This is a genomic window from Streptomyces profundus (genome assembly GCF_020740535.1).
Taxonomy (GTDB): Bacteria; Actinomycetota; Actinomycetes; order Streptomycetales; family Streptomycetaceae; genus Streptomyces; species Streptomyces profundus.
The window spans coordinates 7,041,273-7,063,811 of sequence record NZ_CP082362.1; the positions used below are offsets into that span (position 1 = coordinate 7,041,273).

General features: G+C 76.6%; 19 protein-coding genes and 1 tRNA gene. 13 read left to right on the plus strand and 7 right to left on the minus strand.

Annotated elements, in window-relative coordinates; all coding sequences use genetic code 11:
• Positions 1–118: 118 nt before the first annotated feature.
• Together K4G22_RS29525 and K4G22_RS29530 are read left to right on the plus strand one after the other, a co-directional pair.
• Positions 119–3,118: a type 2 lanthipeptide synthetase LanM family protein gene (locus K4G22_RS29525; protein ID WP_228083523.1), complete on the plus strand. Its 3,000-nt coding sequence runs from the start codon at positions 119–121 to the stop codon at positions 3,116–3,118.
• Between the two features lie 5 nt (positions 3,119–3,123).
• On the plus strand, positions 3,124–3,327 hold the full coding sequence (locus K4G22_RS29530) for a hypothetical protein (protein WP_228083524.1): 204 nt from the start codon (positions 3,124–3,126) through the stop codon (positions 3,325–3,327).
• A gap of 60 nt (positions 3,328–3,387) precedes the next feature.
• Here K4G22_RS29530 and K4G22_RS29535 read toward each other — a convergent pair whose 3' ends face one another.
• Both K4G22_RS29535 and K4G22_RS29540 read right to left on the minus strand, forming a co-directional pair.
• Positions 3,388–6,357 carry an AAA family ATPase gene (locus K4G22_RS29535; protein WP_228083525.1) on the minus strand — a complete coding sequence of 990 codons (2,970 nt, stop codon included), beginning with the start codon at positions 6,355–6,357 and terminating at the stop codon, positions 3,388–3,390.
• A gap of 352 nt (positions 6,358–6,709) precedes the next feature.
• Positions 6,710–7,210 carry a MarR family winged helix-turn-helix transcriptional regulator gene (locus tag K4G22_RS29540; protein ID WP_228083526.1) on the minus strand — a complete coding sequence of 167 codons (501 nt, stop codon included), beginning with the start codon at positions 7,208–7,210 and terminating at the stop codon, positions 6,710–6,712.
• Between the two features lie 69 nt (positions 7,211–7,279).
• Between K4G22_RS29540 and K4G22_RS29545 the strand changes: the two genes are divergently transcribed.
• From K4G22_RS29545 to K4G22_RS29560, 4 genes are all read left to right on the plus strand, one after another.
• The gene (locus tag K4G22_RS29545; protein ID WP_228083527.1) at positions 7,280–7,726 is read left to right on the plus strand and encodes a MarR family winged helix-turn-helix transcriptional regulator; all 447 of its coding nucleotides are present in this window, start codon (positions 7,280–7,282) and stop codon (positions 7,724–7,726) included.
• A gap of 128 nt (positions 7,727–7,854) precedes the next feature.
• The gene (locus tag K4G22_RS29550; protein WP_228083528.1) at positions 7,855–8,196 is read left to right on the plus strand and encodes a hypothetical protein; all 342 of its coding nucleotides are present in this window, start codon (positions 7,855–7,857) and stop codon (positions 8,194–8,196) included.
• Between the two features lie 225 nt (positions 8,197–8,421).
• Positions 8,422–10,125: a CoA transferase gene (locus K4G22_RS29555; RefSeq protein ID WP_228083529.1), complete on the plus strand. Its 1,704-nt coding sequence runs from the start codon at positions 8,422–8,424 to the stop codon at positions 10,123–10,125.
• Complete coding sequence (locus K4G22_RS29560; RefSeq protein ID WP_228083530.1) at positions 10,122–11,771, plus strand: class I adenylate-forming enzyme family protein; 1,650 nt, start codon at positions 10,122–10,124, stop codon at positions 11,769–11,771. The genes K4G22_RS29555 and K4G22_RS29560 overlap by 4 nt, the downstream gene beginning before the upstream one ends.
• On the opposite strand, the gene selB is transcribed toward K4G22_RS29560, so the two are convergent.
• From selB to K4G22_RS29575, 3 genes are all read right to left on the minus strand, one after another.
• Positions 11,731–13,602: a selenocysteine-specific translation elongation factor gene (gene selB / locus K4G22_RS29565; RefSeq protein ID WP_228083531.1), complete on the minus strand. Its 1,872-nt coding sequence runs from the start codon at positions 13,600–13,602 to the stop codon at positions 11,731–11,733. The two genes, K4G22_RS29560 and selB, sit on opposite strands and share 41 nt — an antisense overlap.
• A 3-nt stretch (positions 13,603–13,605) precedes the next feature.
• Positions 13,606–14,922: an L-seryl-tRNA(Sec) selenium transferase gene (gene selA, locus K4G22_RS29570; protein WP_228083532.1), complete on the minus strand. Its 1,317-nt coding sequence runs from the start codon at positions 14,920–14,922 to the stop codon at positions 13,606–13,608.
• A 22-nt stretch (positions 14,923–14,944) separates the two neighbouring features.
• Positions 14,945–15,040, minus strand: a tRNA-Sec gene (locus K4G22_RS29575).
• A 64-nt stretch (positions 15,041–15,104) separates the two neighbouring features.
• Here K4G22_RS29575 and selD point away from each other — a divergent pair.
• The 7 genes from selD (at position 15,105) to K4G22_RS29610 (ending at position 19,759) form a co-directional block, all read left to right on the plus strand.
• Positions 15,105–16,112, plus strand: coding sequence for a selenide, water dikinase SelD (gene selD / locus K4G22_RS29580; protein ID WP_228083533.1), 1,008 nt, complete (start codon positions 15,105–15,107; stop codon positions 16,110–16,112).
• A gap of 93 nt (positions 16,113–16,205) precedes the next feature.
• Entirely contained in the window at positions 16,206–16,910 is a 705-nt protein-coding gene (locus K4G22_RS29585) for a hypothetical protein (RefSeq protein WP_228083534.1), read from the plus strand.
• 7 nt (positions 16,911–16,917) lie between these two features.
• On the plus strand, positions 16,918–17,508 hold the full coding sequence (locus K4G22_RS29590; RefSeq protein WP_228083535.1) for a MauE/DoxX family redox-associated membrane protein: 591 nt from the start codon (positions 16,918–16,920) through the stop codon (positions 17,506–17,508).
• The gene (locus tag K4G22_RS29595; RefSeq protein WP_228083536.1) at positions 17,496–18,017 is read left to right on the plus strand and encodes a hypothetical protein; all 522 of its coding nucleotides are present in this window, start codon (positions 17,496–17,498) and stop codon (positions 18,015–18,017) included. Before K4G22_RS29590 ends, K4G22_RS29595 begins: the two co-directional genes overlap by 13 nt.
• A complete protein-coding gene (locus K4G22_RS29600; protein WP_228083537.1) occupies positions 18,017–18,937 on the plus strand; it encodes a peptidoglycan-binding domain-containing protein in 921 nt (306 codons plus the stop codon). Before K4G22_RS29595 ends, K4G22_RS29600 begins: the two co-directional genes overlap by 1 nt.
• A gap of 69 nt (positions 18,938–19,006) precedes the next feature.
• Complete coding sequence (locus K4G22_RS29605; RefSeq protein ID WP_228083538.1) at positions 19,007–19,183, plus strand: hypothetical protein; 177 nt, start codon at positions 19,007–19,009, stop codon at positions 19,181–19,183.
• A 63-nt stretch (positions 19,184–19,246) separates the two neighbouring features.
• On the plus strand, positions 19,247–19,759 hold the full coding sequence (locus tag K4G22_RS29610; protein WP_228083539.1) for a hypothetical protein: 513 nt from the start codon (positions 19,247–19,249) through the stop codon (positions 19,757–19,759).
• A gap of 74 nt (positions 19,760–19,833) precedes the next feature.
• Here the strand turns inward: K4G22_RS29610 and K4G22_RS29615 are convergent, their stop codons facing one another.
• Both K4G22_RS29615 and K4G22_RS29620 read right to left on the minus strand, forming a co-directional pair.
• On the minus strand, positions 19,834–21,045 hold the full coding sequence (locus K4G22_RS29615; RefSeq protein WP_228083540.1) for a glycerate kinase family protein: 1,212 nt from the start codon (positions 21,043–21,045) through the stop codon (positions 19,834–19,836).
• Positions 21,042–22,469, minus strand: coding sequence for an SLC13 family permease (locus tag K4G22_RS29620; protein ID WP_228084268.1), 1,428 nt, complete (start codon positions 22,467–22,469; stop codon positions 21,042–21,044). Before K4G22_RS29620 ends, K4G22_RS29615 begins: the two co-directional genes overlap by 4 nt.
• Between the last annotated feature and the right edge of the window lie 70 nt (positions 22,470–22,539).

The following is a 22,539-nucleotide window of genomic DNA, read 5'->3' on the forward strand; positions in this document are numbered from 1 at the left end:
GGCCGCCGCCGAGGATCAGGGCGGGCGGCGCGGCCGGGGTGCCGGCGGTGTCGACCGGCGGCAAAACTGGGGGACTTCCACCCATGACCGCGCCGGGCCGTTCTGAAAGAGTCGTCCCATGCACCCGGTCACCGCCCCGCCAGCCGCCCGGCCCACCGCCGCCGCGCCGGACGCGTGGTGGCTGCCCGCCCTGCCGGCGGAGGAGCGCGGCGCCGGAGTGCGGCCACCGCCGTGGGTGCGGCTGGTGGAACGCGCGATCACGCTGGCTCCGACCGAGACGCACCCGCGGGAGCGGCGGTTGCGGGCCGTGCCGGGTCAGGGCCCGGAGGGCCGGCTGCTGCATCCGCTGTGGCCGCTGCTGACCGCCGCCGACGCCCGGTTCGCCGCCGTCGTCGCCCGGCGGCCAGGGACGGCGGCCGACGTGCGGGCGGTCTGGGCGGGAGCCCGGCGGTGGCTGGCCGCCGAGCTGACCCGGCTCGCCGGCCGCACGCTGGTCGACCGGCTCCAGGCGGCCCGCCGCGCCGGCACCCTGGCGGGCGCCGACCCGGCCGAACGGTTCGACGCGGCGATGCGCGCCCTCGCCGTCCGCCCGGCGCTCGGCGAACTGCTCCGTCAACACCCCGTGCTGGCAAGGCTGTTGGGCCAACGCTGCCTGGATGTGGTGGCGGCGGCGGCCGAACTCGTCGGCCGGCTGCGCGCCGACCGCCCCGCGCTCACCGCGACGCTGCTCGACGGTACGGCGCCCGGCCCGCTGGTCCGCGCCCGCTTCGGCCTCGGCGACTCGCACGGCGCGGCCAGGACCGTCGCGCTGCTGGAGTTCCACGATGGGCGCCGGCTGGTGTACAAGCCGAGGCCGCTCGGCCCGCACGCCCGCTGGAACGAGGTGCTCGACTGGTTCGCCCACCAGCGGCCCGAGCTGGCGCCGCGCGCCGTCCGGCTGCTGCCGTGCGGGAGCTATGGCTGGGCCGAGTACGTGGCCGCCGCGCCCTGCGACCCGCCCGCCGAGGTCGCCACCTTCTACACCAGGATGGGCGCCCAACTCGCGCTTCTCTACGCCGTGGACGCGGTCGACATCCACGCCGAGAACGTCATCGCGGCCGGGGCGCACCCCGTGGTGGTGGATGTGGAGACGCTCTTCCACCCCGCCGCGCCGTCCCGCACCGACGGGGGTCACGACCCGGCCGCCCGGGCGTTGGCCGCCTCCGTGCTCCGCACGGCGGTGCTGCCGCAGCCCCTCATCGGCGAGCACGGTGCCGTGGACAGCTCCGCCATCGGGGGCCGCGCCGGCCAGCTCTCCGCGGACGAACTGCCCGCCTGGCACCGCCCCGGCACCGACCTGATGCGGCTCGCCCACCGCCGCCTCCCCTGGCCCGGCGGGCCCAACCGCCCGTTCCTGGCCGCCGCCCCCGGAGCCGCCCCGCACCAGGTCGATCCCGCCGAGCACGGCCCCGCGCTGCGGCACGGCTTCCGCTCCGCCTACCGCGTGCTGGTCTCCCACGCCGCCGAACTGACCGCGCCCGGCGGGCTGTTGAGCCGCTTCGCCGAGGAGAGGGTGCGGCTGGTGGCGCGGCCGAGCCAGGAGTACGCGCTGGCGCTCGCCGAGGCCAGCGGGCCCGAGACGCTGCGCGATCTCGCCGGCCGGCGCCGCGCCTTCGCCGCGCTCTCCGAGGACACGGGGCGTCCGCTGGCCCAGGCGCTGGCCCCGTACGAGCTGGCCGACCTGCTCGACGGCGACATCCCGCTCTTCACCCTGACGCCGGGGTCGACGACCGTCCATGACTCCAGGGGGCGGGCCGCCACGGGGCTGCTGCCGGTCACCGGGCTCGACGCGGTCCGCGCCAAGTGGCGCCGGATGGGGGAGAAGGACCTGCGCCACCAGGAGTGGCTGCTGAACTGCTCCCTGGCGACTCTGCCGAGTCGGGCGACCCCGTCGACCTCGGTCGCCCAGCGGCCGGCCCCCGCGCACCACCACGCCTCCGCCCCCGTCGCCTTCGCCGGCCCCGAACCGCCGGCGGACGCGGGACCCGAGCTGGCCCTGGCGCTGGCCACCGGCGTCGGGGACCAACTGCTGGAGCTGGCCGACGCCGGCGACGGACGCGTCAACTGGCTCGGCCTCCACCTGCTGGGCGAGAGCTGGCTCCTCCACCCGCAGGGCGCCGCCCTCGCCGACGGCTACCCCGGCACCGCCCTGTTCCTCGCCGAGCTGGGCCGCGCCACCGGCGGGGGCCGCTATCTGGAGGCGGCGGCCCAGGCCGTGACGGGGCCGCTGCCGGCGACGCTGCGGCTGCTGGCCGCCCATCCCGAGCTCGCCGCAGACGTCGGCCCCGGGGGCTTCCTCGGCGTGGGCGGCCTCGTCCACGCCACCGCCCGGCTGGCCGAGCTGCTGGACAGCGCCGAGTTGACGGCCGCGCTGCCCGAGGCGCTCACCGCGCTCGCCGCCGCCGGCACGGCCTGCGACCGCGCCGATGTCGCCGAAGGGCTCGCCGGCGCCGCGCTCGCCGCCGAAGCGGTGCACGTTTCGACCGGCCTCGCCGAGGCGGCCGAGCTGCGCGGCGCGCTGACCGCGCGCTGCGCCCGGCTCGCCCCGCCCGCCGCGGCGGGCTTCCTGTGGGGACGCGCCGGCGTCGCCCTGGCCCTGGGGCGGGGCCACGACATGCCGCCCGCCCCCGACGATCCCAGCTGGTGCTCCGGGCTCGCCGGCCTCGCCGTCGTCGACCGGGCCGCCCACCGTGCCCACCTCGGGTACCTCGATCGGCTCGCCGACCGCGCGCCGCTCGCCGACCACTCGCTGTGCCACGGCGAACTCGGCGTCCTCGAACCGCTCGTGGAGTGGCACGAGGGAGAGGGGCCGCCGGCGCATCCGGCGGTCGCCCGGCTGCTGCGCCAGGTCGAGCGGGGAGGACCCCGCTGCGGCACCCCGGGACACGTCCCCACCCCCGGGCTGCTGACCGGTCTCGCCGGAGTGGGCCACGGACTGCTGCGGCTGGCCCTCGGCCGCCGCGTGCCCTCCGTGCTGCTGCTGCGGCCCGGCGAGCGCACCCCTGATGACCACCGGTGGACCACCGGAGCACCAGACCATCGCCAAGCACCCGAGAAGGCCCCCGAAAAAGGAGCGTGAAGAGCGTGGCAGGCGAGCAGACGAACGAGCCGGTCGACGACCGATCAAAAGCGGAGGACCAGGAACGTACCCCGGAGCGAGGCCAGGCCAGAAAGGCGAGACTGCGGTTGGCGATCCTCACCGGAGCCACCGTCGGAGCGGTGGTCGTCGCCACCCTCAACGCCGAGCCCGGCACCACATCGGTCAGCATCAACATGAACATCGGCTGACCTACGAACGCGCGGGCCGGGCCACCCCCGGGGCCCGGCCCGCGCCTCTCCGTGCCCCTCCTACCTCGGGGCCGACATGAAGTCGGCCGCGAAGTCGCAGAGCCGGTCCCGGTCCCGGGTGCCGGTCTTGCTCAACAGGCTCGCCACGTGCTTCTCCACCGTGCGGACCGACAGATGCAGCCGGGCGCCCAGCGCCTTGTTGCCCAACCGGTCGACCAGCAGCCGGAACACGTCGTACTCGCGAGTGGTGAGCCCCATCGCGCGCAACGCGTCGGGGATGCCGTCGGTGCCGGCGCGGCGCTGGCGCACCACCACCCCCACGCCGCGCAGCTGGGACCGGCAGGCGCCGGCCACCGCGATCACCCCGGCCCGGTGGAAGTACTCCTCCGCCTCGGCCAGCCAACGCCTCGGCTCGCCCCAGCCGTCGGTGAGCGCCGCCTCGGCGACCAGCCGCAGTCCCAGATACCTGGCCGTGGGGAACGGCTCCGCGCTCGCCTGCGCGGCCCGCAGCGCGGCCTCGGCCCGCTCGGGGCACCCCTCCCGGCCGGCGAGCACCGCCTCGGCGAGACCGCCGAACTGCCGGTTCCAGCGCAGCCGTCCGGCCTGCCCGGCCCCCAGCCGCTCGCACTCGGCGCGCCCGGCCCGGCCGTCCAGCACCTCAAGCAGCAGCACCAGGCCGTGCGGCCCGGTCAGATGGAAGAAGCTCCCCTCGTCGGCCCTGGCCATCGCCGCCAGCGAGGCCGCCACCTCCCGCGCCTGGTCCCTGTCCTCCTCCAGCAGCGCGCAGAACAGCTCGCCCAGCCCGCGGGCCAGCGGCGCCTCCATGGACTCGGCGCCGCCGTGCGCCCTGAACTCCGCCAACGTCGCCCGCAGCCCCGGCCGGTTGCCCTGGTGCGCGGCGACCACGGCGCGCACCATCAGCAGATACCGCGTCACCGATGGCAGCCGCAGCCGCCGTGTCTCGTCGAGCGACCCGGCCACCAGCGCCTCCGCCCGGGCGAAGTCGGAACGCAGCGCCGCGTCCAGGGCCAGCAGCTGACCCGCGTAGTGCGCCAGGCTGACGCAGCCGGTGCGCAGCGCCTCGTGCCAGGCGTAGGTGAGCGAGTCCGTCGCGCCCTCGGCCAGCCACGCGTTGCTGCCGAGCCCGAACAGCCCGTGCGCGCGCCACCCCATCAGATCGTGCTCCGAGGCGATCCGCAGCGTCTGACGGAAGCTCCGGTCCGACTCGGCCAGCGACCGCCCCCGGCTGGCGGCGCCCACCGCGTACCACGCCTGGCAGGCCAACGCCGGATCCGCCAACTGCCGTGCGCCCTCGATGGCGCGCCGCGCCAGCCGCTCGCTGCGCTCGATCCGGTCGGGAGCGGTGTCGGACACCGTCAGATACGCCTCCACCGCGTCCAGCCCAGCGGTGTCCCGCTCGGTCGCCGCCGCCGGCAGCAGCGCCCTGGCCGCAGCCACCTGCGCCAGGCCCTCCTGCCAGCGCCCGGCGACCTCGGCGGCCCAGGCGAGCCGCACATGCAGCCCCACCCGGCGGAACACGTCGGCGCCCTCGGCCGGCTCCGCGTCCAGATCGGCGCGCCGCAGCCGGTCGGCCACCTCGACGGCGCGGTCGAACTGCCCGTCGTCGGCCAGCGCCAGCAGCAGCGTCTCCAGCAGCTCCCGGTGCACCCCGCCGCGCACCGGCGCGAACGGGGCGTCCCCGAGCATCAGCTGCGCCTCGTCGATCACGGTGATGGCGCTGCCCGGGCCGCTGCGGGCCAACAGCCGGCGCGCCACCTCCAGATAGTGCGCGGCGGCCGTCGGCCGGTCGCCCGCGTGCCGGCGAAGCCGCGCCGCCAGCAGGCACCAGGTGCCGGGCAGCCCCGGATACAGCCGGTCCACCGCGTCCGCCGCGCGGGTCGAGAGGTCGGCCCGGTCAGCGGGGCTCAGCAGCGACAGCAGCGCCTCCTCGGCGAGCGGATGGGCGAACGCGTACCAGTCGGGGCCGCGCTCCTCGTCCGGCTGGAGCAGCCCCTCGGCCAGCGCCGCGCGCACCCGCTCCCGCAGCAGGGCCTCGTCGAGGCCCGCGCAGTGCCGCAGCACCGACAGCGGGAACGAGCGGCCGAGGACGGCGGCCACGGAGAGCGCCCGCACCCCGCCGGGGCCGAGCCGCGCCGCCCGCTCCTCGACGACCCGCACCAGCGTGACCGGCACCCCAGGCCGCTCGGTGCTGACCAGCTCCCAGCCGGTGTCGTCCGCCGTCCTGGCGAGCCGGCCGGCGGCGAGCATGCCGCGGACCAACTCCTCGGCCACGAACGGCACTCCGTGCGAGTCGCCGTAGACCTCGGCCGACACCTGGCGGGGCAGCGCCGCCGGGGCGCTGCCCAGGCAGGACGCCGTGAACGTGTGCACCTCGGCGGGGCTGAGCCGGCCGAGCGGCAGCAGGCTGCCCTCCCGGCGCTGGGCGACGGCGGTCGCCAACTCGTAGGCGGCGGACGGCGCCGAACGCACCGTGGCGACCACGGCGACCGGCTGCGCCGAGAGGTTGGCCGCGAGGTACTCGGTCACGGCGAGGGTCTCCGGGTCCGCGTCGTGCAGATCGTCGATCACCAGCAGACAGCCGTGGCGGCGCCCGCGCGCCGCCGCGAGCCGCAGCACGGCCTCGGCCAGCACCACGGGCGACTCGTCGCAGTCGGCGCCCGTCGACCACTCGGGCACAAGGCGCCCCAGCACCGGCAGATAGGGGCCGAGCACCTCGGCCGGCGGCTCCTCGCCCGCCCTGGTGAGCGAGAGCAACGCCTCGGTGAGCGGCCGGAACGGGACCGCGGGGCCGATGGTGGTACACCGCCCCCGCAGCACCGTCATGCCCTCGTTCTTGGCCTCGTCGAGGGCCTGGGCCGTCAGCCGGGTCTTGCCGATGCCCGGCTCGCCCGCGACGAAGACGATGCCGCCGCGTCCCTCGCGCGCCTCCCGCAGCACCCTCGACAGAGCGGCCAACTCGCCGTCTCGTCCCACTAGTTCGACCGTGCGTAGTCGGAAGGGGCTAGCCATGCTCCTGCGGTACTCCCTCATGCCGTCCTGTGCTCGGGATCTCCCCGGCGCGTCCACGGGACCGCCACGTGGCCCCCTCCGCCAGCCTCATTTCCCCATCCTGCGGTAGCTACCCAGACTTGGGCCCTCTTCCTCGGCCGTCGGTCGCCCATTCTTCTCTTCTTCTTCGCCTTCTCTCCCCACCCGGCGGCCACCGGGGGCGATTCCCCGCCGCTCAACCGATGTTCGCGCCGATGACCAACTCCACCCCTTCCGGCGCCGGCCGGAACTCCTAAGGCATCGGATCCCTGCGTTCGGTCGGGGCGGCTGCGGGCACCACTCTGCCGGGCGCGGGCCCCCTACCGCGCGCCGGTCACCCCCGGTCGGGGGGCTCCGTGACCGTGCCGAGCGCGTCGACGAACGAGGTGATCAGCCGGGCGAACGTGACGCGGTCCTCGTCGGACCAGCCCGCCGTCGCGCGGCCGAACGTCTCCTGGCGGAAGCGGTGCACCCGCTCCAGCCTGGCCCTGGCCAGGGCGGTGAGCGCCACCGGGGCGCGCCGGCCGTCGCTCTGGTCGGCCAGCCGCACCAGCAGCCCGTCGTCGACCGCGCGCGTCACCAGGCGGCTCGCCCTCGGCTGGTCGACGCCGAGCGCGGCGGCCACCTCGCCCACCGTGCTCGGCCGCCCGACGCCCTCCACCGCGTCCAGCACGCCGAAGGTCGTCGGATCGACCGCGTCCGGGCCGAGGCCCTGGTCGAGCCGGCCGAGCGCGCGGCGCGTCTGGCTCCGCCGGACGGCGATCATGGCGCGCTCGATCGCGACCAACGCCCGTTCCTGTTCCGCGTCCTGATCCGCGTCCTGATCCGGTTCCATGCGTGTTAGCGTACAAGTGCATGTAAAAAGACATGCGTGCACGGTATCGAGAACCGGGGAACGGGGACCATGACGGACGATCCTCCCGCCGACGCCCGGCGTCCGTTGGGCTACTGGCTCAAGCACATCGACTGGCGCGTCGAGGAGCGCTTCGGCCGACTGCTCGCCGAGGAGGGCCTCGGCCGGCGGCACTGGCAGGTGTGCACCACCCTCGCCCGAGGTCCGATCGGCGCCGAGGGGCTGGACCACGCGCTCGCGCCCTTCCTCTCCGCCCGGGAGCCCACCGTCCGCCCCTACGTCGACCAACTCGTCGGGCGGGGCTGGGCGATGCCGTCGGCCGGCGGCGCCTTCACGCTCACCGAGGAGGGCCGGGCCCGGCACGCCGCGGTCGCCGAGCGGGTCGACGTCTTCCGGGCCCGCGTGGTGGCCGGCCTGTCGCCGGCCGAGTACGCCACGTTGCTCGGCCTGCTGGAGCGGGTCGCCGACAACCTCGATGACCACTTCGAGGACACCTGACGGGTGGCCGGTGGCGTCCCCGGAGGTACGGTCGTCGGGTGGAGTCCGGTGAGTCAGTCGCGTGTCCCCTGCATGGCGCGGGGGTCGGTCCGCACCGTCTCGCGGGGCGGCGGTTGGCGGGCGTGGTCGTGTCCCGGCACCACGGGGACGCCGAGGTGTCGGGGCCGCTGGACGTGTGGCTGATCGACGCCGAGGGCGACGCCACTCAGGTCACCGTTGGCTCCGACTGGTGCCTGATCGTCGCGGACACGGCCCCGCACGCGGGCCGTGACCTGGGGGAGTGGGGCCGCGTCGAGGTGGCCCCCGCCGACGGCGAGACGCCCTTCGCCGCGCACCTCGGCGAGACGGTGCTGGCGGTCCACGAGGTGTCCGAGCCGGGGAGCGGGCGCCGCCGGGTGGACCTCACCTTCGAGTCGGGCGACGTCCGCTGCGAGGTCCACGCCGGGGAGCTGCGGCTCTCAGCCCACTGAGGTGCCGCCGTCCCCGCCCTCGCCCGTCCGCTCCGGTGCACGAGCCCGTCACCCGTAGGGGTGGATCTCGCCGGTTGTGCGGCCAACTCCCGGTGCCCGTCCGCACGATGAGGGGCGCGGCGACCCGGCGGACGAGCCGTCGTCGCGCGCCGTACCGCGCCCGCACGACGAGAGGACGCCGCCTTGCCGCGACCGCCCACCCGACAGCGCCCTCGGAGGGCCACCGTGCCGGTGGCCGAACGGGTCGCGGCGCGCCTGCTCGGCGCGTTGGCGCCACGGCTGCCGGCCGGCGCGCTCGCCGCCGTGACGAGCGGCACCGACTGGGCGGGCCCGGTCGCCCTTCCGCTGCCGGACGAACGGTCCGTGCAGGCGGCCTGCGGCATCATGCAGGTGCACGGCAGGGCCCACGGGGGGCCTCGCCCCCTCGCCGTCGACTACGCCGCCACCGTGGCCGGCGTCCTCGCCGCGCAGGGCGTGTGCGCGGCGCTGCTCGCGCGCCGGCGCGGGCTGCGGATCGACCGCGTCGCCACCTCGGTCGCCGAGGGCGCGCTGCTCTCCCTCACCCAGTATCTGGCCGCGGCCACCGCGCCCGAGGAGCCGGCCCTGGAGCCGGCGACGGGGGCGGCGGGCCTGGCGACCCTGGTGTCGGCCGAGGGCGTCCCGGTCGAGATCGAGACCCTGGACCCGGTCGCCTGGCGGGAGTTCTGGCGGCGCCTCGACGTCCCGCCGGCGCTCGCCGGGCGCGGCTGGGCGCCGTTCCAGCAGCGGTTCGCCACCGCCGTCTGCCCGCTGCCCGCCGCCCTGCGGGACGCCGCGCGGCGGCGGCCCCTCGCGGCGCTGACCGGGGCGGCCGACGCCACCGGCGTCAGCCTGGCGGCGCTCGCCGCCGAGCCGCGTCCGGGCGATCCGCCCGCGCCGCTGCGGATCACCCCGGCCCCCGTCCCGTCGGTGCCCGCCCCCTTCCCGCCGGCGGCGGGGCCTGCACCGCTGGCCGGGCTGCGTGTCGTGGAGGCCACCCGCCGCGTGCAGGGCCCGCTGGCCGGGCATGTGCTGCGGCTGCTCGGCGCCGACGTGATCCGGGTCGAGCCACCCGGCGGCGACCCGATGCGCGGGCTGCCGCCGCTGGTCGGCGACTGCTCGGCGCGCTTTCTGGCGCTCAACGACGGCAAGTCCGTCGCCGAGGCCGACCTCGGCACCGAGGCCGGCCGGCGCGCGGTGCGTGAACGGGTCGCCGACGCCGATGTGTTCCTCCACAACTGGGCGCCCGGCCGGGCCGAGCGGCTCGGCCTCGCGGCGGCCGACCTCTGGGCCGTGGCCCCGCACCTGGTCCACGCCGGGGCCTCCGGGTTCGGGGACGCGTTCGGCGCCGGCCCGCCGCCCATCGGCACCGACTATCTGGCGCAGGTCCACAGCGGCCTCGCCGCCGCGCTGCGCCCCGCCCCTGAGACACCGGCGCCCTCGCTGATGACGCTGACCGACGTGCTCGGCGGACTGCTCTGCGCCTACGGGGTGTTGGCCGCGCTGCTCGGGCGCGCCGACACCGGACGGGGGGCGCGCGTCGAGTCCTCGCTGCACTCCGCCGCCTGGCTGGTGGAGCGCCCGCCGACCCGGGCGCGCTGGACGCCGCTCGACCTCCCGCTGCGCACCGCCGACGGACTGCTCTGCCTCACCGCCGCCGACGCGCGCCGGAGCGCCGAACTGGCCCGGGTCACCGCCGCCACCGGCAGCTCCCCCGAATCGATCGCCGCGCGGTTTCGCGCCAGGGCCACCAAGGAGTGGCAGGACCGGCTCGCCGAGGCCGGCGTCCCGGCCACACCGGTCAGCACCGATCTGGCGTCACTGCCCCACGACCCGGCCTTCCGCGCGGCGCTCGCCCCGGCGCCGCCGGACGGCCACGCCCGCCCCCGCACCCCCTGGACCTTCTCGTGACCCTCGACCCGACCCGCGCGCCCTGGACCTCCCGCAACGGCGTCGCCTTCCCCGACCGTGTCCCGTCCGCGTCGCGCGCCTCCTGGGTGGCGCGCGGCTGGTGCCCCGACCGCGACCTCTACGGCCTCTTCCACGCCAGCGCCCGCGCCCATCCCAGGCGGCAGGCGGTGGTGGAGTGCGGCGAACCAGCGGGCGGCGGCCTTGACTTCGCCGCCCTGGACGCCGAAGTCCGCCGGATCTGCGCCCTGTTCACCGAGGCGGGGCTCGGCGCCGGCGACGTGATCGCGCTGCGCCTGCCCAACGGGCGGCACGCGGTCGCCGCCGAACTCGCCGTCTACGCCATCGGCGCCGTCGCCCTGCCCTACCCGCTGGGCGGCGGACGCCGTGACACGCTCGCGCTGTTGGGCCGCTCCCGGGCCCGTGCCGCCGTCTTCGCCGACGCGTCGGACATCGCGCTGCGCGATCAACTCCCGGATCTGGAAACGGTGTTCTGCCCGACGCCCGACCGTCCAGGCGCCCGGTGGCTGGGCGCCGGGGCGCGCCGTGGCTGGCGGCCGGTCGACGTCGATCCCGCCGCGCCCGCCCGGCTGCTGGTCTCCTCGGGATCCGAGGCCGAGCCCAAGATGGTCGCCTACGCCCATCACGCGATGGCCGGCGGCCGGGCCAACTACCTCCGGGCCCTCGCCCCCGACGGGGAGCCGGGCCGCCATCTGGTGCTGGTCTCGCTGGCCTCGTCCTTCGGCTCCTGCGGGATCGTCACGCTGGCGGCGCTCGGCGCGACGCTGCTCGTCCAGCCCGCCTTCGAACCGCGCCGGGCCCTCGCGATGGTCACCGCGCACCGGCCGACGCGGGTGTTCGCCGTGCCGACGATGCTGCGCCGGCTCGCCGACACGCCTCCGGCCGCCGACGAGGACCTCACCTCGGTGACCGCCGTCGTCTCCAGCGGCGCCGATCTGCCCCGCGAGACGGCCAGGCTCTGCGGCAGCCGCTTCAACCGCCCGGTGATCACCGTCTATGGCTCGTCGGACGGGGTCAACTGCCATACGCCGGCCGCCGACTCGGAGGCGGCGGCCGGCTGTGTGGGGGTGCCGGACCCGTCGGTCGCCGCCATCCGGATCGCCGGCGCCGACGGCCGGCCGCTGCCGCCGGGCGAGCCGGGCGAGATCCTCGCCCGGGGGCCCATGACGCCGCTCTGCTATGTCGCGGCCCCCGAACTCGACGCCCGCTACCGCACCGACGACGGCTGGGTGCGCACCGGGGACCGTGGCCTGTTGGACGAACGAGGGCGGCTCTTCCTGCTGGGCCGGATCAAGAACGTGGTGCTGCGCGGGGGGTACACCATCAGCGCCGCCGAGGTGGAACGGGAGCTCGGCGCCCATCCGGCGGTCGCCGAGGCCGCCTGCGTGCCCGTTCCCGACCCGGACCTCGGCGAACGCCTCTGCGCCTGCGTCCGTCCGGCCCCGGGGACGCCCCCGCCGTCGCTGGCCGAGTTGAACGTGTTCCTGCTGCGCCAACGGGGCCTGGAGAAGCGCAAGTTGCCCGAGCACCTGCTGTCGGTCCAGGCCATGCCCTACGGCCCCACCGGCAAGATCTGCCGCCGCACCCTCACGGAGCGGGCCGGGGCCCGCTACGGCCGCCGTCCCTGACCGGCCCTTCCGGGGTGGTGCGGCGGCCGTCGGGGTGGCGGTGGGTGCTGCCTTCGGCGTCCAGGGCCTCCAGCAGCGGCACCGCGACCCGGCGGCTGGTGGCCAGCGCGCGGGCCGCGTCGCCGACGGTGAACGGCTGGGGCAGCGCGCGGAGTCGCGCCGCGGCTCGGGCCCTGGCGCCGCTCGGGAGATGGAGCGTGCCGATCCGCTCCAGCCGGCCGCGCCGCACCAGCAGCGCCAGCGCGTCGGCGGTCAGGCCGAGCGCTTCGAGCCGCTCCCGGGTCGGGGCGCGGAACGGCGCCTCCGTCAGATCGGCGAGCAGCCCGTCCAGGGCGGCGGCCACCGGCGCCGGCAGCCGTTCCGCGTCCCGCGCGCGGTAGACCCTGCCGTCGCGGACGGTCAGCCCGTCCTCGGCCAGGGCGGCCAGCGGCAGGTCGTCGGGGAGCGCCAGGCGACGTCGGGCCACCGTCGACGGCAGCCCGGGGTCGGCCGGGTGGGCGGCGGCGTACGCGTCGACCTCGTCGCCCAGCGCGGTGCGCAACCCCTCCAGACGCCCGGCGTCGAGCAGATAGGGCCCGGCCGTCCGCGCCTCGGGCACGGTGTCCAACGGGTAGCCCATCGCGGTGAGTCGGGCGCGGCGGGCGAGCCCGTCGGCGCGCAGCCTGGCGGCGGTGTCGGCCGGTTCGGCGAGCTGCGCCAGCCGGCGGCCACGCTCGGCGGCCGAGCCCCGGCGGCGCAGCGCGGGCGGGTCCACATCGAGCACGGTGGCGCCCAGCAGCAGCCGCGATCCCGGGTCGCGCACCAGCAGCCGGTCCCCGACCCGCAGATCCAGCGGCACCCGGAGGGTGAGGCGCGCGGCCAGCTCGCCGAGCGGCCGGAGCCGGGCACCGGTCTGGGCGGTGCCGCAGTGCACCAGCGGTTCGGCGGGCAGCCGTGGCCCCTGACGGGGCGGCGCCTCGGGCGGCGCGGTCCGGTGTGCGAGGCGGACGTCCACGGTGTCGGTGCGCCACCAGCTCTCCGGGGTGATCAGGGCATGGCCCCTGCGCACCGAAGTGGCGGCGATGCCACGGAGGTTGACGGCGACCCTGGCGGGCCCCGCCACCCGGGCGACGCGTTGGCCGAGGGAGTGCAGGCCCCGCACGACGGCCGGGGTGCCGGCCGGCGCGAGCTCCAGGGTGTCGCCCACCGCGAGCGTGCCGGCGGTGAGGGTGCCGGTCACCACCGTGCCGGCGCCGGCGACCGTGAACGCCCGGTCCAGCCAGAGCCGCACCGGAGCGTCGGGGGCCGGCGCCCGGTGCGCGGACGCCAGCGCGTCCAACCGTTCCCGCAGCGCGTCGAGCCCCGCTCCGGTGCGGGCGCTCACCGCGAGCGCGGGGGCTTCGGCGAGCCCGGTGCCGGCCGTCCGCGCCCGTGCCTCGGCGAGCGCGTCGGCCGGGTCGGCGAGATCCGCCCTGGTCACCACGAGCAGTCCGGCGCGCACCCCGAACGCGTCGAGGGCCAAGAGGTGTTCCTCGGTCTGCGGGCGCCAGCCCTCGTCGGCCGAGACCACCAGCAGCACGGCCGGCGCGGTGGCGACCCCGGCGAACGCGGTGGCCAGATAGCGGTGGTGGCCCGGCACGTCCACGAAGGCGAGCGTCCGGCCGCTGGGCGCGGTGGTCCAGACGAAGCCCAGGTCGAGTGTGAGGCCGCGCCGCCGCTCCTCGGCGAGGCGGTCGGGGTCGCTGCCGGTGAGCGCGCGCAGCAGCGTCGACTTGCCGTGGTCCACATGCCCGGCGGTGGCGAACACGAAGGAGGGGGCGGGCGGTGCGGCGGCTTCCCGGTGCGGCGTCATCGCTCAGCCGGTCGCCGGCTCGTCCTGGACGTCCTGGACGGCGAGGACGGCCAGCAGCAGGGTCTCGTCCTCGTCCGCCGGCACCGCCCGCAGGTCGAGGAGGAGCCGGTCGGCGCGCAGCCGGCCGACCACCGCCGGGCGCCCGGCGCGCAGCGGCGCGGCGAAGGCGGCGGGCAGGGCGACGGCGGCGCTGGGCAGCACCACCTCCGGCGCGCCCCCGCCGCCGACCCGCGCCTCGCTCGGCAGCGCCTCGGCGGCGACGCCCTTGGCGCGCAGCGCCTCGGCGAGCCTCTCGGCCCGGTCGCCGAGGTCGCCCGCGCGGGCCGACAGGGCCTGGCGGACGGGGGGTTCGGGGCCACGGACGGTGGCTTCGAGCGCGGCCAGGGTGAGCTTGTCGACGCGCAGCGCGCGGGCCAGCGGATGGCCGCGGAGGCGGCCGACGAGGTCCGCGCGGCCGAGCAGCAGCCCGGCCTGGGGGCCGCCGAGCAGCTTGTCGGCGCTGGCCGTGACGAGGGCGGCGCCCTCGGCCAGCGAGGTCGCCGCGTCGGGTTCCGCCGGCAGCGCGGGGTGGGGACGCAGCAGCCCGGAGCCGATGTCGTGCACCACCGGCACGTCCAGCGTCGCCAGCCGCGCGACGGGCACCGAGGAGACAAAGCCCGTGGTGGTGAAGTTGGACGGGTGGATCTTGAGGACGAAGCCGGTGTCGGGCCCGAGGGCGTTCGCGTAGTCGGCGAGGTGGGTGCGGTTGGTGGTGCCGACCTCGTGGAGCCGCGCGCCGGTGCTGCGCAGCAGGTCGGGCAGCCGGAACCCGTCGCCGATCTCCACCAACTCGCCCCGGCTGACCACGATCTCGCGGCCCTGGGCCAGCGCGGTCGCGGTCAGCGCCAGGGCCGCCGCGTTGTTGTTGGTGAGATGGACCGCCTCGGCCTCCGGCACGGCCTCGGCGACGGCGGCCAGGGCGCTGGTGCCCCGGCGGGCCCGGCGCCCGGTGGCCAGGTCGAACTCGACGTCGGTGGTGCCGGACGCGGCCAGCAGGGCCTCGCGGGCGGCGGCGGAGAGCGGCGCCCGGCCGAGGTTGGTGTGGACGATCACGCCGGTGGCGTTGATGACCGGCAGCAGCGCGGTGGCGGTGGGCGGCAGCGCGGCCAGCGCCGCCTCGGCCGCTGCCTCGGGCGCCAGCGCGCCGGCCCGCACCCCGGCCAGCGCCTCCGCGACCGCCCCGCGGACCAGCGCACGGCCCAACCGGCGTGTGGCGGCGGCGAGTCGGGGATCGGCCAGCAGCGCGTCGGTGCGCGGCACGCGTCGTCTGGGGTCCGTCAACGGTGGCTCTCAGGGGGTGGTCTGGCGGAGGCGCATGGGAATCGAACCCACCCGGCCGGGGTACCCGACCGCATCGGTGTTGAAGACCGTGGGGGCCACCAGGCGCCCGCCCGCCTCCGTCACCCATCCTAGACTCAGGCAACTCCTGTACCAACAGATGGCTTTGGCGGTAGGTTCCGTCGATGACCGAGCTGCGACTTACCCAGTTCGCCGGTGGGGGCGGCTGCGCCTGCAAGATCCCTCCCGGTGAACTCGACGATCTGGTGGCCGCGTTGGCCCGTTCCGGCGAGCCGCCGGTGAACCCGGCCGCCCCGCTGCTTGTGGGTCTCGACGGCGGCGGCGACGACGCGGCCGTGGTGCGCCTGGACGCCGAGCGGGCCATCGTCACCACGGCTGACTTCTTCACCCCCGTGGTCGACGACCCCTACGACTGGGGGCGGATCGCGGCGGCCAACGCGCTCTCCGACGTCTACGCGATGGGCGGCACGCCGTGGGCGGCCGTCAACCTGCTGGCCTGGCCCAGGGAGACGCTGCCGATGGAGGTGGCGGCCGAGGTGCTCAGGGGCGGGCGGGACGTGGCCCACGCCGCCGGCTGCCAGGTCTCCGGCGGCCACAGCGTCACCGACCCCGAGCCCAAGTACGGGATGTCGGTGGTCGGGATGGTGCACCCGGACCGGATGCTGCGGCAGGACGCGGCGGAGCCGGGGCGCGCGCTGACCCTCACCAAGCCGCTGGGCAGCGGGGTGTTGAACGCCAGGCACAAGGCGACCGGCACGGTCTTCGCCGAGGCCGTCGAGGTGATGGCGGCGCTCAACCGGGACGCGTCGCTGGCCGCCGTCGAGGCGGGCGTCCGGGCGGGCACCGATGTCACGGGCTTCGGGCTGCTGGGGCACGCCTACAAGGTGGCCCGCGCCTCCGGGGTGACCCTGGCCGTCGACGCGGCGGCGGTGCCCTATCTGGCGGACGCCCGCGCGGCCGTGACGGACGGGTTCGTCAGCGGCGGCACCCGCCGCAACCTCGACTGGGTCGCGCCCCACGTCGACTTCGGCGACACCCCCGAGAACGAGCGGCTGTTGCTCGCCGACGCCCAGACCTCGGGCGGGCTGCTGCTGGCCGGCGAGGTGCCGGGACATCCGGTGATCGGCGAGGTGCTGCCCCGGGGCGAGGCGCCGGTGGTGGTGCGGGCCTGACGCCGCGCAACTTGTCTGTACACTGACACGTCGAGCGGGTAGGGTGAACGTTCGTTAAGTTGGCCTGGGCTCACCACCCTCGGGAGGAACGACGTGGCGCCATCCGCAACCGTCGAACACCGCGCGCTGGACGGCGTCGCCTACCACCTCGGAGGCGCCCTCGACCTCACCCGGCCGGCCACCTCGGTCGTCGAGGTGGTCGCCGAAGGGCGCCTGCACGAGTTCACCTCCGGGCCGCTCGGCCTCGCCGACGCGGTCGCCGGGTCCCTCGGCATCACCGCATTCGACTCCGAACTCGCCTTCCAGGGCGGCACGTTGCGGACCGTCACCACCAGCGAGTTCGATCCGCAGGCCCAGCAGGTGGAGAGCCCGACCCTGGTGGTCTGGCAGGGGCGCAGGCACAGCCTGGTCACCCGCCTCTACCGGGCCGCGCTGACCGACGTGCTGCTGTTGCTGCGCACCCTCGGCCTCGCCGAGCACCCCGACGGCGTCACCCTGACACCCGACCAGGAGGCCGGCACCCGCTGGGCGCGGCCCGCCACGGTGGTCAAGGAGGTCCCGGGGCTCGGCCTGGTCGAGATGAGCCGCCGCACCCGCGAGCACGGCGCCCAACTGCCGCCCTGGCAGGGCGCGTCGGTCGCCGCCGGCGAGCTCTTCCGGGACAGCCTCTCCGACGGCCGCCCGTTCTTCGTGCTCAACGGCGACCGCGTGTGGGCCACCATCGTGCCGCTGGCCGACACCGCGATCGACCGGGTGCCGGGGCTCGTCGACGGGCTCGACCTCCGGGTCGAGGAGTGAGGCCCGGGTGAGCACCCTCATCGGGGCCGTGGCCACCGGGGTGATCCTGCTGGTCCTCGTCGCCGGCTGCGCCGCCCATCTGAGCCGGCCGACCGCCCTCCCCGACGCGTTGCGCGCCCACCGGATGCTGCCGGCCCGCGCCGTGCCGCTCGCCGCCCGCGCCGTGACCCTGGCCGAGGGCCTGCTCGGCCTCGGGCTCGCCGCCGCCCTGCTCGGCCGCCACCGGCTCGGCCTCGCCACGGCCCTGGCCGCCTCGGGTGCCCTTTTCGTCTGCTACGCGCTCTACGCGCGACACATCCTCGCCACCGGGCGCGGCGGCCCCTGCGGCTGCTCCCGCGCCGAGGTGCCGATGAGCGACTGGATCGTCGGCAGGGCCTGGACGTTCGCCCTGCTGGCGCTCGGCGCCGCCCCGCTGGTCGCCGGCCCGGCCCGGCCGCCGGACGGCGCGGCCGAGACGGCCACGGCGGCCCTCGCGGCACTGACGCTCGCCGCCCTGCTCTGGGTGCTGCCGACCGCCATGGCGGGCCCTGCGGCCCCCTCCGCCTCATCGGACCGCTCGGACCTATCGAAAGGGGGCCACCCCGCGTGGACTTCGTGACCAGCGCCCTCCTCGTCTCCTGGATCGCCATCGCCCTGCTCGCCCTCGTGGTGTCGGGGCTGGTGCGGCAGGTCCACCAGCTCTCCAAGGGCGGGGTGGCGCGCTCGACCGGCCACCTCGGCGTCACCCCGGGCAGCCCGGCCCCGCACGCCGACGATCTGCTCGCCGAGGGCCATGACACGCTGCTGCTCTTCCTCAGCGCCGAATGCCGCACCTGCGGCGAGGTGTTGGCCGAGGCCGACCGGTTCGCCGGCGGCCCGGCGGCCGACAGCCTCCGGCTGCGCGCGGTCTACGCCGGGGCCGCGCCGGCCCACACCGGCGGCGCGGTGCCCGTCACCGACCACCGGCCCGACCTCTTCACCGCCTATGACGCGATCGCCACCCCGTTCGCCGTCCTCGTCGGCGCCGGCGGACGGGTGGTGCGCTCCGAACCGCTCGGCTCCGCCGCCGCGTTGAGCGAACTGCTCCCCGAACCGCATCCCCGCCCCAGCCAGCCGAGGAGCGCCTGATGACCAGCCTCGACCAGGTCCCCCAACTCCGCCGCGTCGACGGCGACACCCGGCCGGCCCAGCGCCGGGGGACGCGCGGACTGCCCCGGTTCGCGCCCAGCCGCCGCACCGTCGTCCAGGGCGCCACCGTCGTCGGCTTCGCCGCGCTCGGCGTCTTCTCCGCCGCCCGCGAGGCCTACGCCGACGGCTACGACATCTGGACCGGCGACTGCCCGTCCTACGCCTCCGAACACGACTGTTCCCCCGGCTGCGGCCCCAGCATCGTGCATGTGGCCTCCTGCGAGACCAGCGGCGAGTACGAGGGCTTCCACAAGAACGACGGCGTCACCTGGACCCTGCGCCCCAACCAGTGCTACTCGGGCACCTACGACGGCTGGCTGTGGCGGTTCAGCAGCGCCTGCGGCGCCTGCGGCTGCGGCATCGAACGCCGCTGCCACGACGGGTACTTCAACTCCGGCTCCGGCTGGGTGCGGTCCATCTGCCGCTGGACGACCGACTGCGGCTGCGAGGGCGCCGTCACCTGGCCCACCGTGCGCAACGGCTCCCGTGGCCCGGATGTGCACACCGTCCAACACCTCGTCACCGAGCACGGGTTCGCCGCCGACCCGGACGGCATCTTCGGCCCGGCGACGGAGGCCGCGGTCCGCGAGTACCAGGGGTCGGCGGCCCTCGAACCCACCGGGATCGTCGACTCCACCACCTGGCCCTGGCTCGTCGTGACGGTCCGTCAGGGCGACTCGGGGGAGGCGGTCAAGGCGGCCCAGCGGCAGGTCGTCAAACACGGCCATCCGATCGAGGTCGACGGCGCCTTCGGGGCGCTGACCGCCGAGGCGGTACGCGCGTTCCAACGCGCCAGCGGCCTCACCGTGGACGCCATCGTCGGCCAACAGACCTGGCGCGCGCTCACCGGCAACGCGTAGGGCGCCTCCCAGCCGCCAGGCCGGGGGAGCCGCTCGCCGATCGACGAAGACCCAGAGGAGAGGCCCGAGGTGGGCGATGTCCAGGCGGGCGCGGCCCGCCCCGGTTGGCGCGGCCGGCTGACGGACCCGGCGGTGCCGGTGTTCGCGCTGGTCTGCGCCACCGTCGCCGCCTCCTTCTACGCCCCGCTGCTGACCTGGGCGGTGATCGGCGGACTCGCCGGCTACTCGCTCTCCGGATCCGTTTGAACGCGGAACAGCGCGCATGCGCTTGCCTCGCCAGGTTGGCGGGCGGTACATCGACAGACCACCGTGCTGGGGGTCTTCACGGCGGGGCTGCTGCTCGGCGGCCTGCTCTCCGCCGGCGTGCTCTGGCTGGCCTCCGGCCTGGCCACCCCCGTCCCCGAGGACGGGCGGACCTGGGCGGCCGTCGGCGTCGCGCTGCTCGGCGTGGCCAGGGACGCGGGTTGGATCCGGGTCCGGCTGCCGCAGAACGCGCGGCAGGTGCCGCAGGACGTCCTCCAGCGCGATCTGGTGCGCGGCGCCCTCCAGTTCGGCTTCGAGCTGGGCACCGGCGTGCGGACCTATGTCTCCGCGAGCCTGCCGTATGTCGTCGCGTTCGCCGTGCTCTGCGCCAACGACCCGAAGGTCGCCCTGCTGGCCGGCCTCGGCTTCGCGCTGGGCCGCGCCGTCACCCCGGCGCTGCGGCTCGCCTCCGGCACCGGCGAGGAGTGGGACCTCCGGCTCCAGGATCGCCTCCCCCTCCTCTCCGTCGGCGGCGGCACCGTCCTGCTTCTCGCGCTGTCCACCCTGGCCCTGACCTGACCCCTGACGAGTCGCCGCGCCCGGCCCAGGCCCAGCCGCCGCCGCGCCGTCCGCCCCGCGGACTGCGCGCGGCGTCACCGCGTCACCCCTTCGAGGCGCTCACCCCCCGCCGTGGTGGTGCCCCGGCGCGCCGAGGCGACGCGGCTGCCGAGGAGGACCATGCGGAGGGCGCGTTCGGCCGCGTCGGCGAGGAACTCCTCGCCTCGGGCGAGCGCTTCGGAGAGGGCGACGGGGGCCGGGAGGATGCCGCTCCAGGCGTCGACCCCGATCAGGGTCGCCTCGTGCGCGCCCTCGCCGATGGTGCCCGCCAGGACCAGCACGGGCACCCCGAGGGCCTTGGCACGGCGCGCCACCTCGCCGGGGATCTTGCCGCGCGCGGACTCCCGGTCGAGCGCGCCCTCGGCGGTGACCACCAGGTCGGCGCCGGCCAGCCGACCGTCCAGGTCGACATGGTCGAGCAGCACGTCGAACCGGGGCAGCAGCCGCGCGCCGAGCGCGGCCAGGCCGGCGCCGAGACCGCCGGAGGCACCCGTGCCGGGACCCGACCGCAGGTCGAGCCCGGCCGGGGCGACGTCCCGGGCCAGCACCGTGGCCCACCGTTCCAGGGCGGTCGACAGCTCCTCGACGCCCGCCGGGTCGGCGCCCTTCTGCGGTCCGAACACCCGCGCGACGCCGCGCGGTCCGCAGAGCACGTTGTAGGGGTTGCAGGCCACCACCAGTTCGGTGCCGGCGAGCCGGGGGTCGAGCCGGCCCGGGTCGATCCGGTGCAGCCGGGTCAACGCGGCGCCGCCGGGCGGCAGTTCGCGGCCGGCCGCGTCGGTGAGACGGACGCCGAGCGCCTGGAGCGCGCCGGCGCCGCCGTCCGAGGTGCCCGAGTCGCCGCAGCCGACGAGGACACGGCGGACCCCGAGGTCCAGCGCGGCGCGGATCAGCTCCCCCACGCCCCGGGTGGTGGTCGCGCCCGGATCCCGCAGCGCCGGGGGCACCAGGGAGAGGCCGGCCACCGCTGCCATCTCCACCACGGCGGTGTCACCGAGCAACGCGAGGTGGGCGCGGACGGGTCGGCCCACCGGGCCGGTCGCGGTGCGCGGCACCAGCCGGCCGCCGGTGGCCTCCGCCAGGGCGGCGGCGGTGCCCTCGCCGCCGTCCACCAGCGGCAGCCGGTCGATCGTGGCGTTCGGCGCGGCGCGCCGCAGCCCCGCGGCGATCGCCCCTGCGGCGGCGGAGGCGGAGAGCGACTCCTTGAAGCCGCTGGGCGCGACGACGATGCGGTAGGGGGACATCATGGGTTCTCTCCTTGGGGAGCGACGCCGAACAGCGGCCAGACGGCCAGGGCGAACAGCAGGACGAGGGCGGCCGTGAGCGGCGCCAGCACGGCGGACAGCCGCAGCAGATCGGTCGGGGTGTAGGTCGGTACGCCGGGCACATCGGAGAAGAGGGCCACCGGCTTGGCCGAGGCGGGCAGCGTGTGGCAGAACCCGGCGGCGGCCGTCGAGGCGAGCGCCGCCGACACCGGGTCGACGCCGGCGCCCAGCGCCGCGGCCACCACCAGCGGCACCAGCACGCTGGAGCGCGCCGAGCGGGACTGGAGCACCAGATGGGCGGCGGTGCTCACCGCGACGACCACCGCGAGGAACGCCCACGGCGGGACGCCGCCCCCGGGGAGGGCCCCGATCAGCCAGTGGGCGGCGCCCGAGTTCAGCAGCGCCACGCCCATCGCCATGGTCGCCGCCATGAACAGCAGCAGCGACCACGGCACCGTGGCCAGCGCGGCCCGCAGCGTCACCGTTCCCACCCGGGGCGCGGTCGCCAGCAGCGCGCCGAGCAGCGCGACCACCGCCGGCGACAGGCCGTGCAGCGGTTCGGCCGACCACAGGAGCACCACCGCGCCGAGCAGCGCGGCGCACCGCTTCTCGACCGCCGTCAGCGGCCCGGTCACCGGCCGGTCGCCGTGCCGCTCGATCTCCTCGGGCGTGATCCGGACGGGGGCGCGCCGGTCGGCCCGCCGGGTGGTCAGCCACAGCACCACCTCGGCGGCCAGATGGGACGAGACCACGGCCAGTGGCAGCCCCAGCAGCAGCCACTGGTGGAAGCCGACGCGTTCCCCCGTGGTCTCCCAGAGCACCGAGACCGTGATCAGATGGGCGCCGGCGCCGATCAGCGTGGCGACGGCGGAGAGCAGGATCACCGTGGGGAAGAGCAGCGCCAGCGCGACCACCACCCGGCGGCGGTCGGCCAACGTCCGGGCCAGCGCGAGGAAGACGGGCAAGGCCAGCGCCGCGCGCCCCGAGGTGGCGGGCACGGCGAAGGCCGAGACCACCAGCGCGGCCGTGGTCAGATGCGCCAACTGCCGCACGGTGCGGGCGCCGCCCACCAGGAAGGCGGCGCACCGCCCGGCCAGGCCGCTCGCCGCCACCGTGGCCGCCAGCACGAAGGCGCAGATCAACAGCCAGATGGTGGGGTCACCTAGGGTGCCGAAGAACGCCTCGGCGCTGGTCACCCCGGTGAGCACCAGCACCAGGCCGGCGCCGAGGGCGATCCCCGTGTCGTCGAGCGAGGTGGCGATCCAGGCGCAGGTCGCCAACGTGAAGACGACCAGCGTGATCCGGCCCTGCCCGCCGAGCCCGGGGAAGTTCACCGGGATCAGCAGCAGGCCGCTGAGGCTCAGGGCCACACAGAGGGCCACGGACTGACGGGCGTTGATGAACAGCACCCGACCAGTCTGTAAACGGCCGCTGAGCGGTCGATGAACCCAGGATGAGAGAGAGTTCATCGACCGG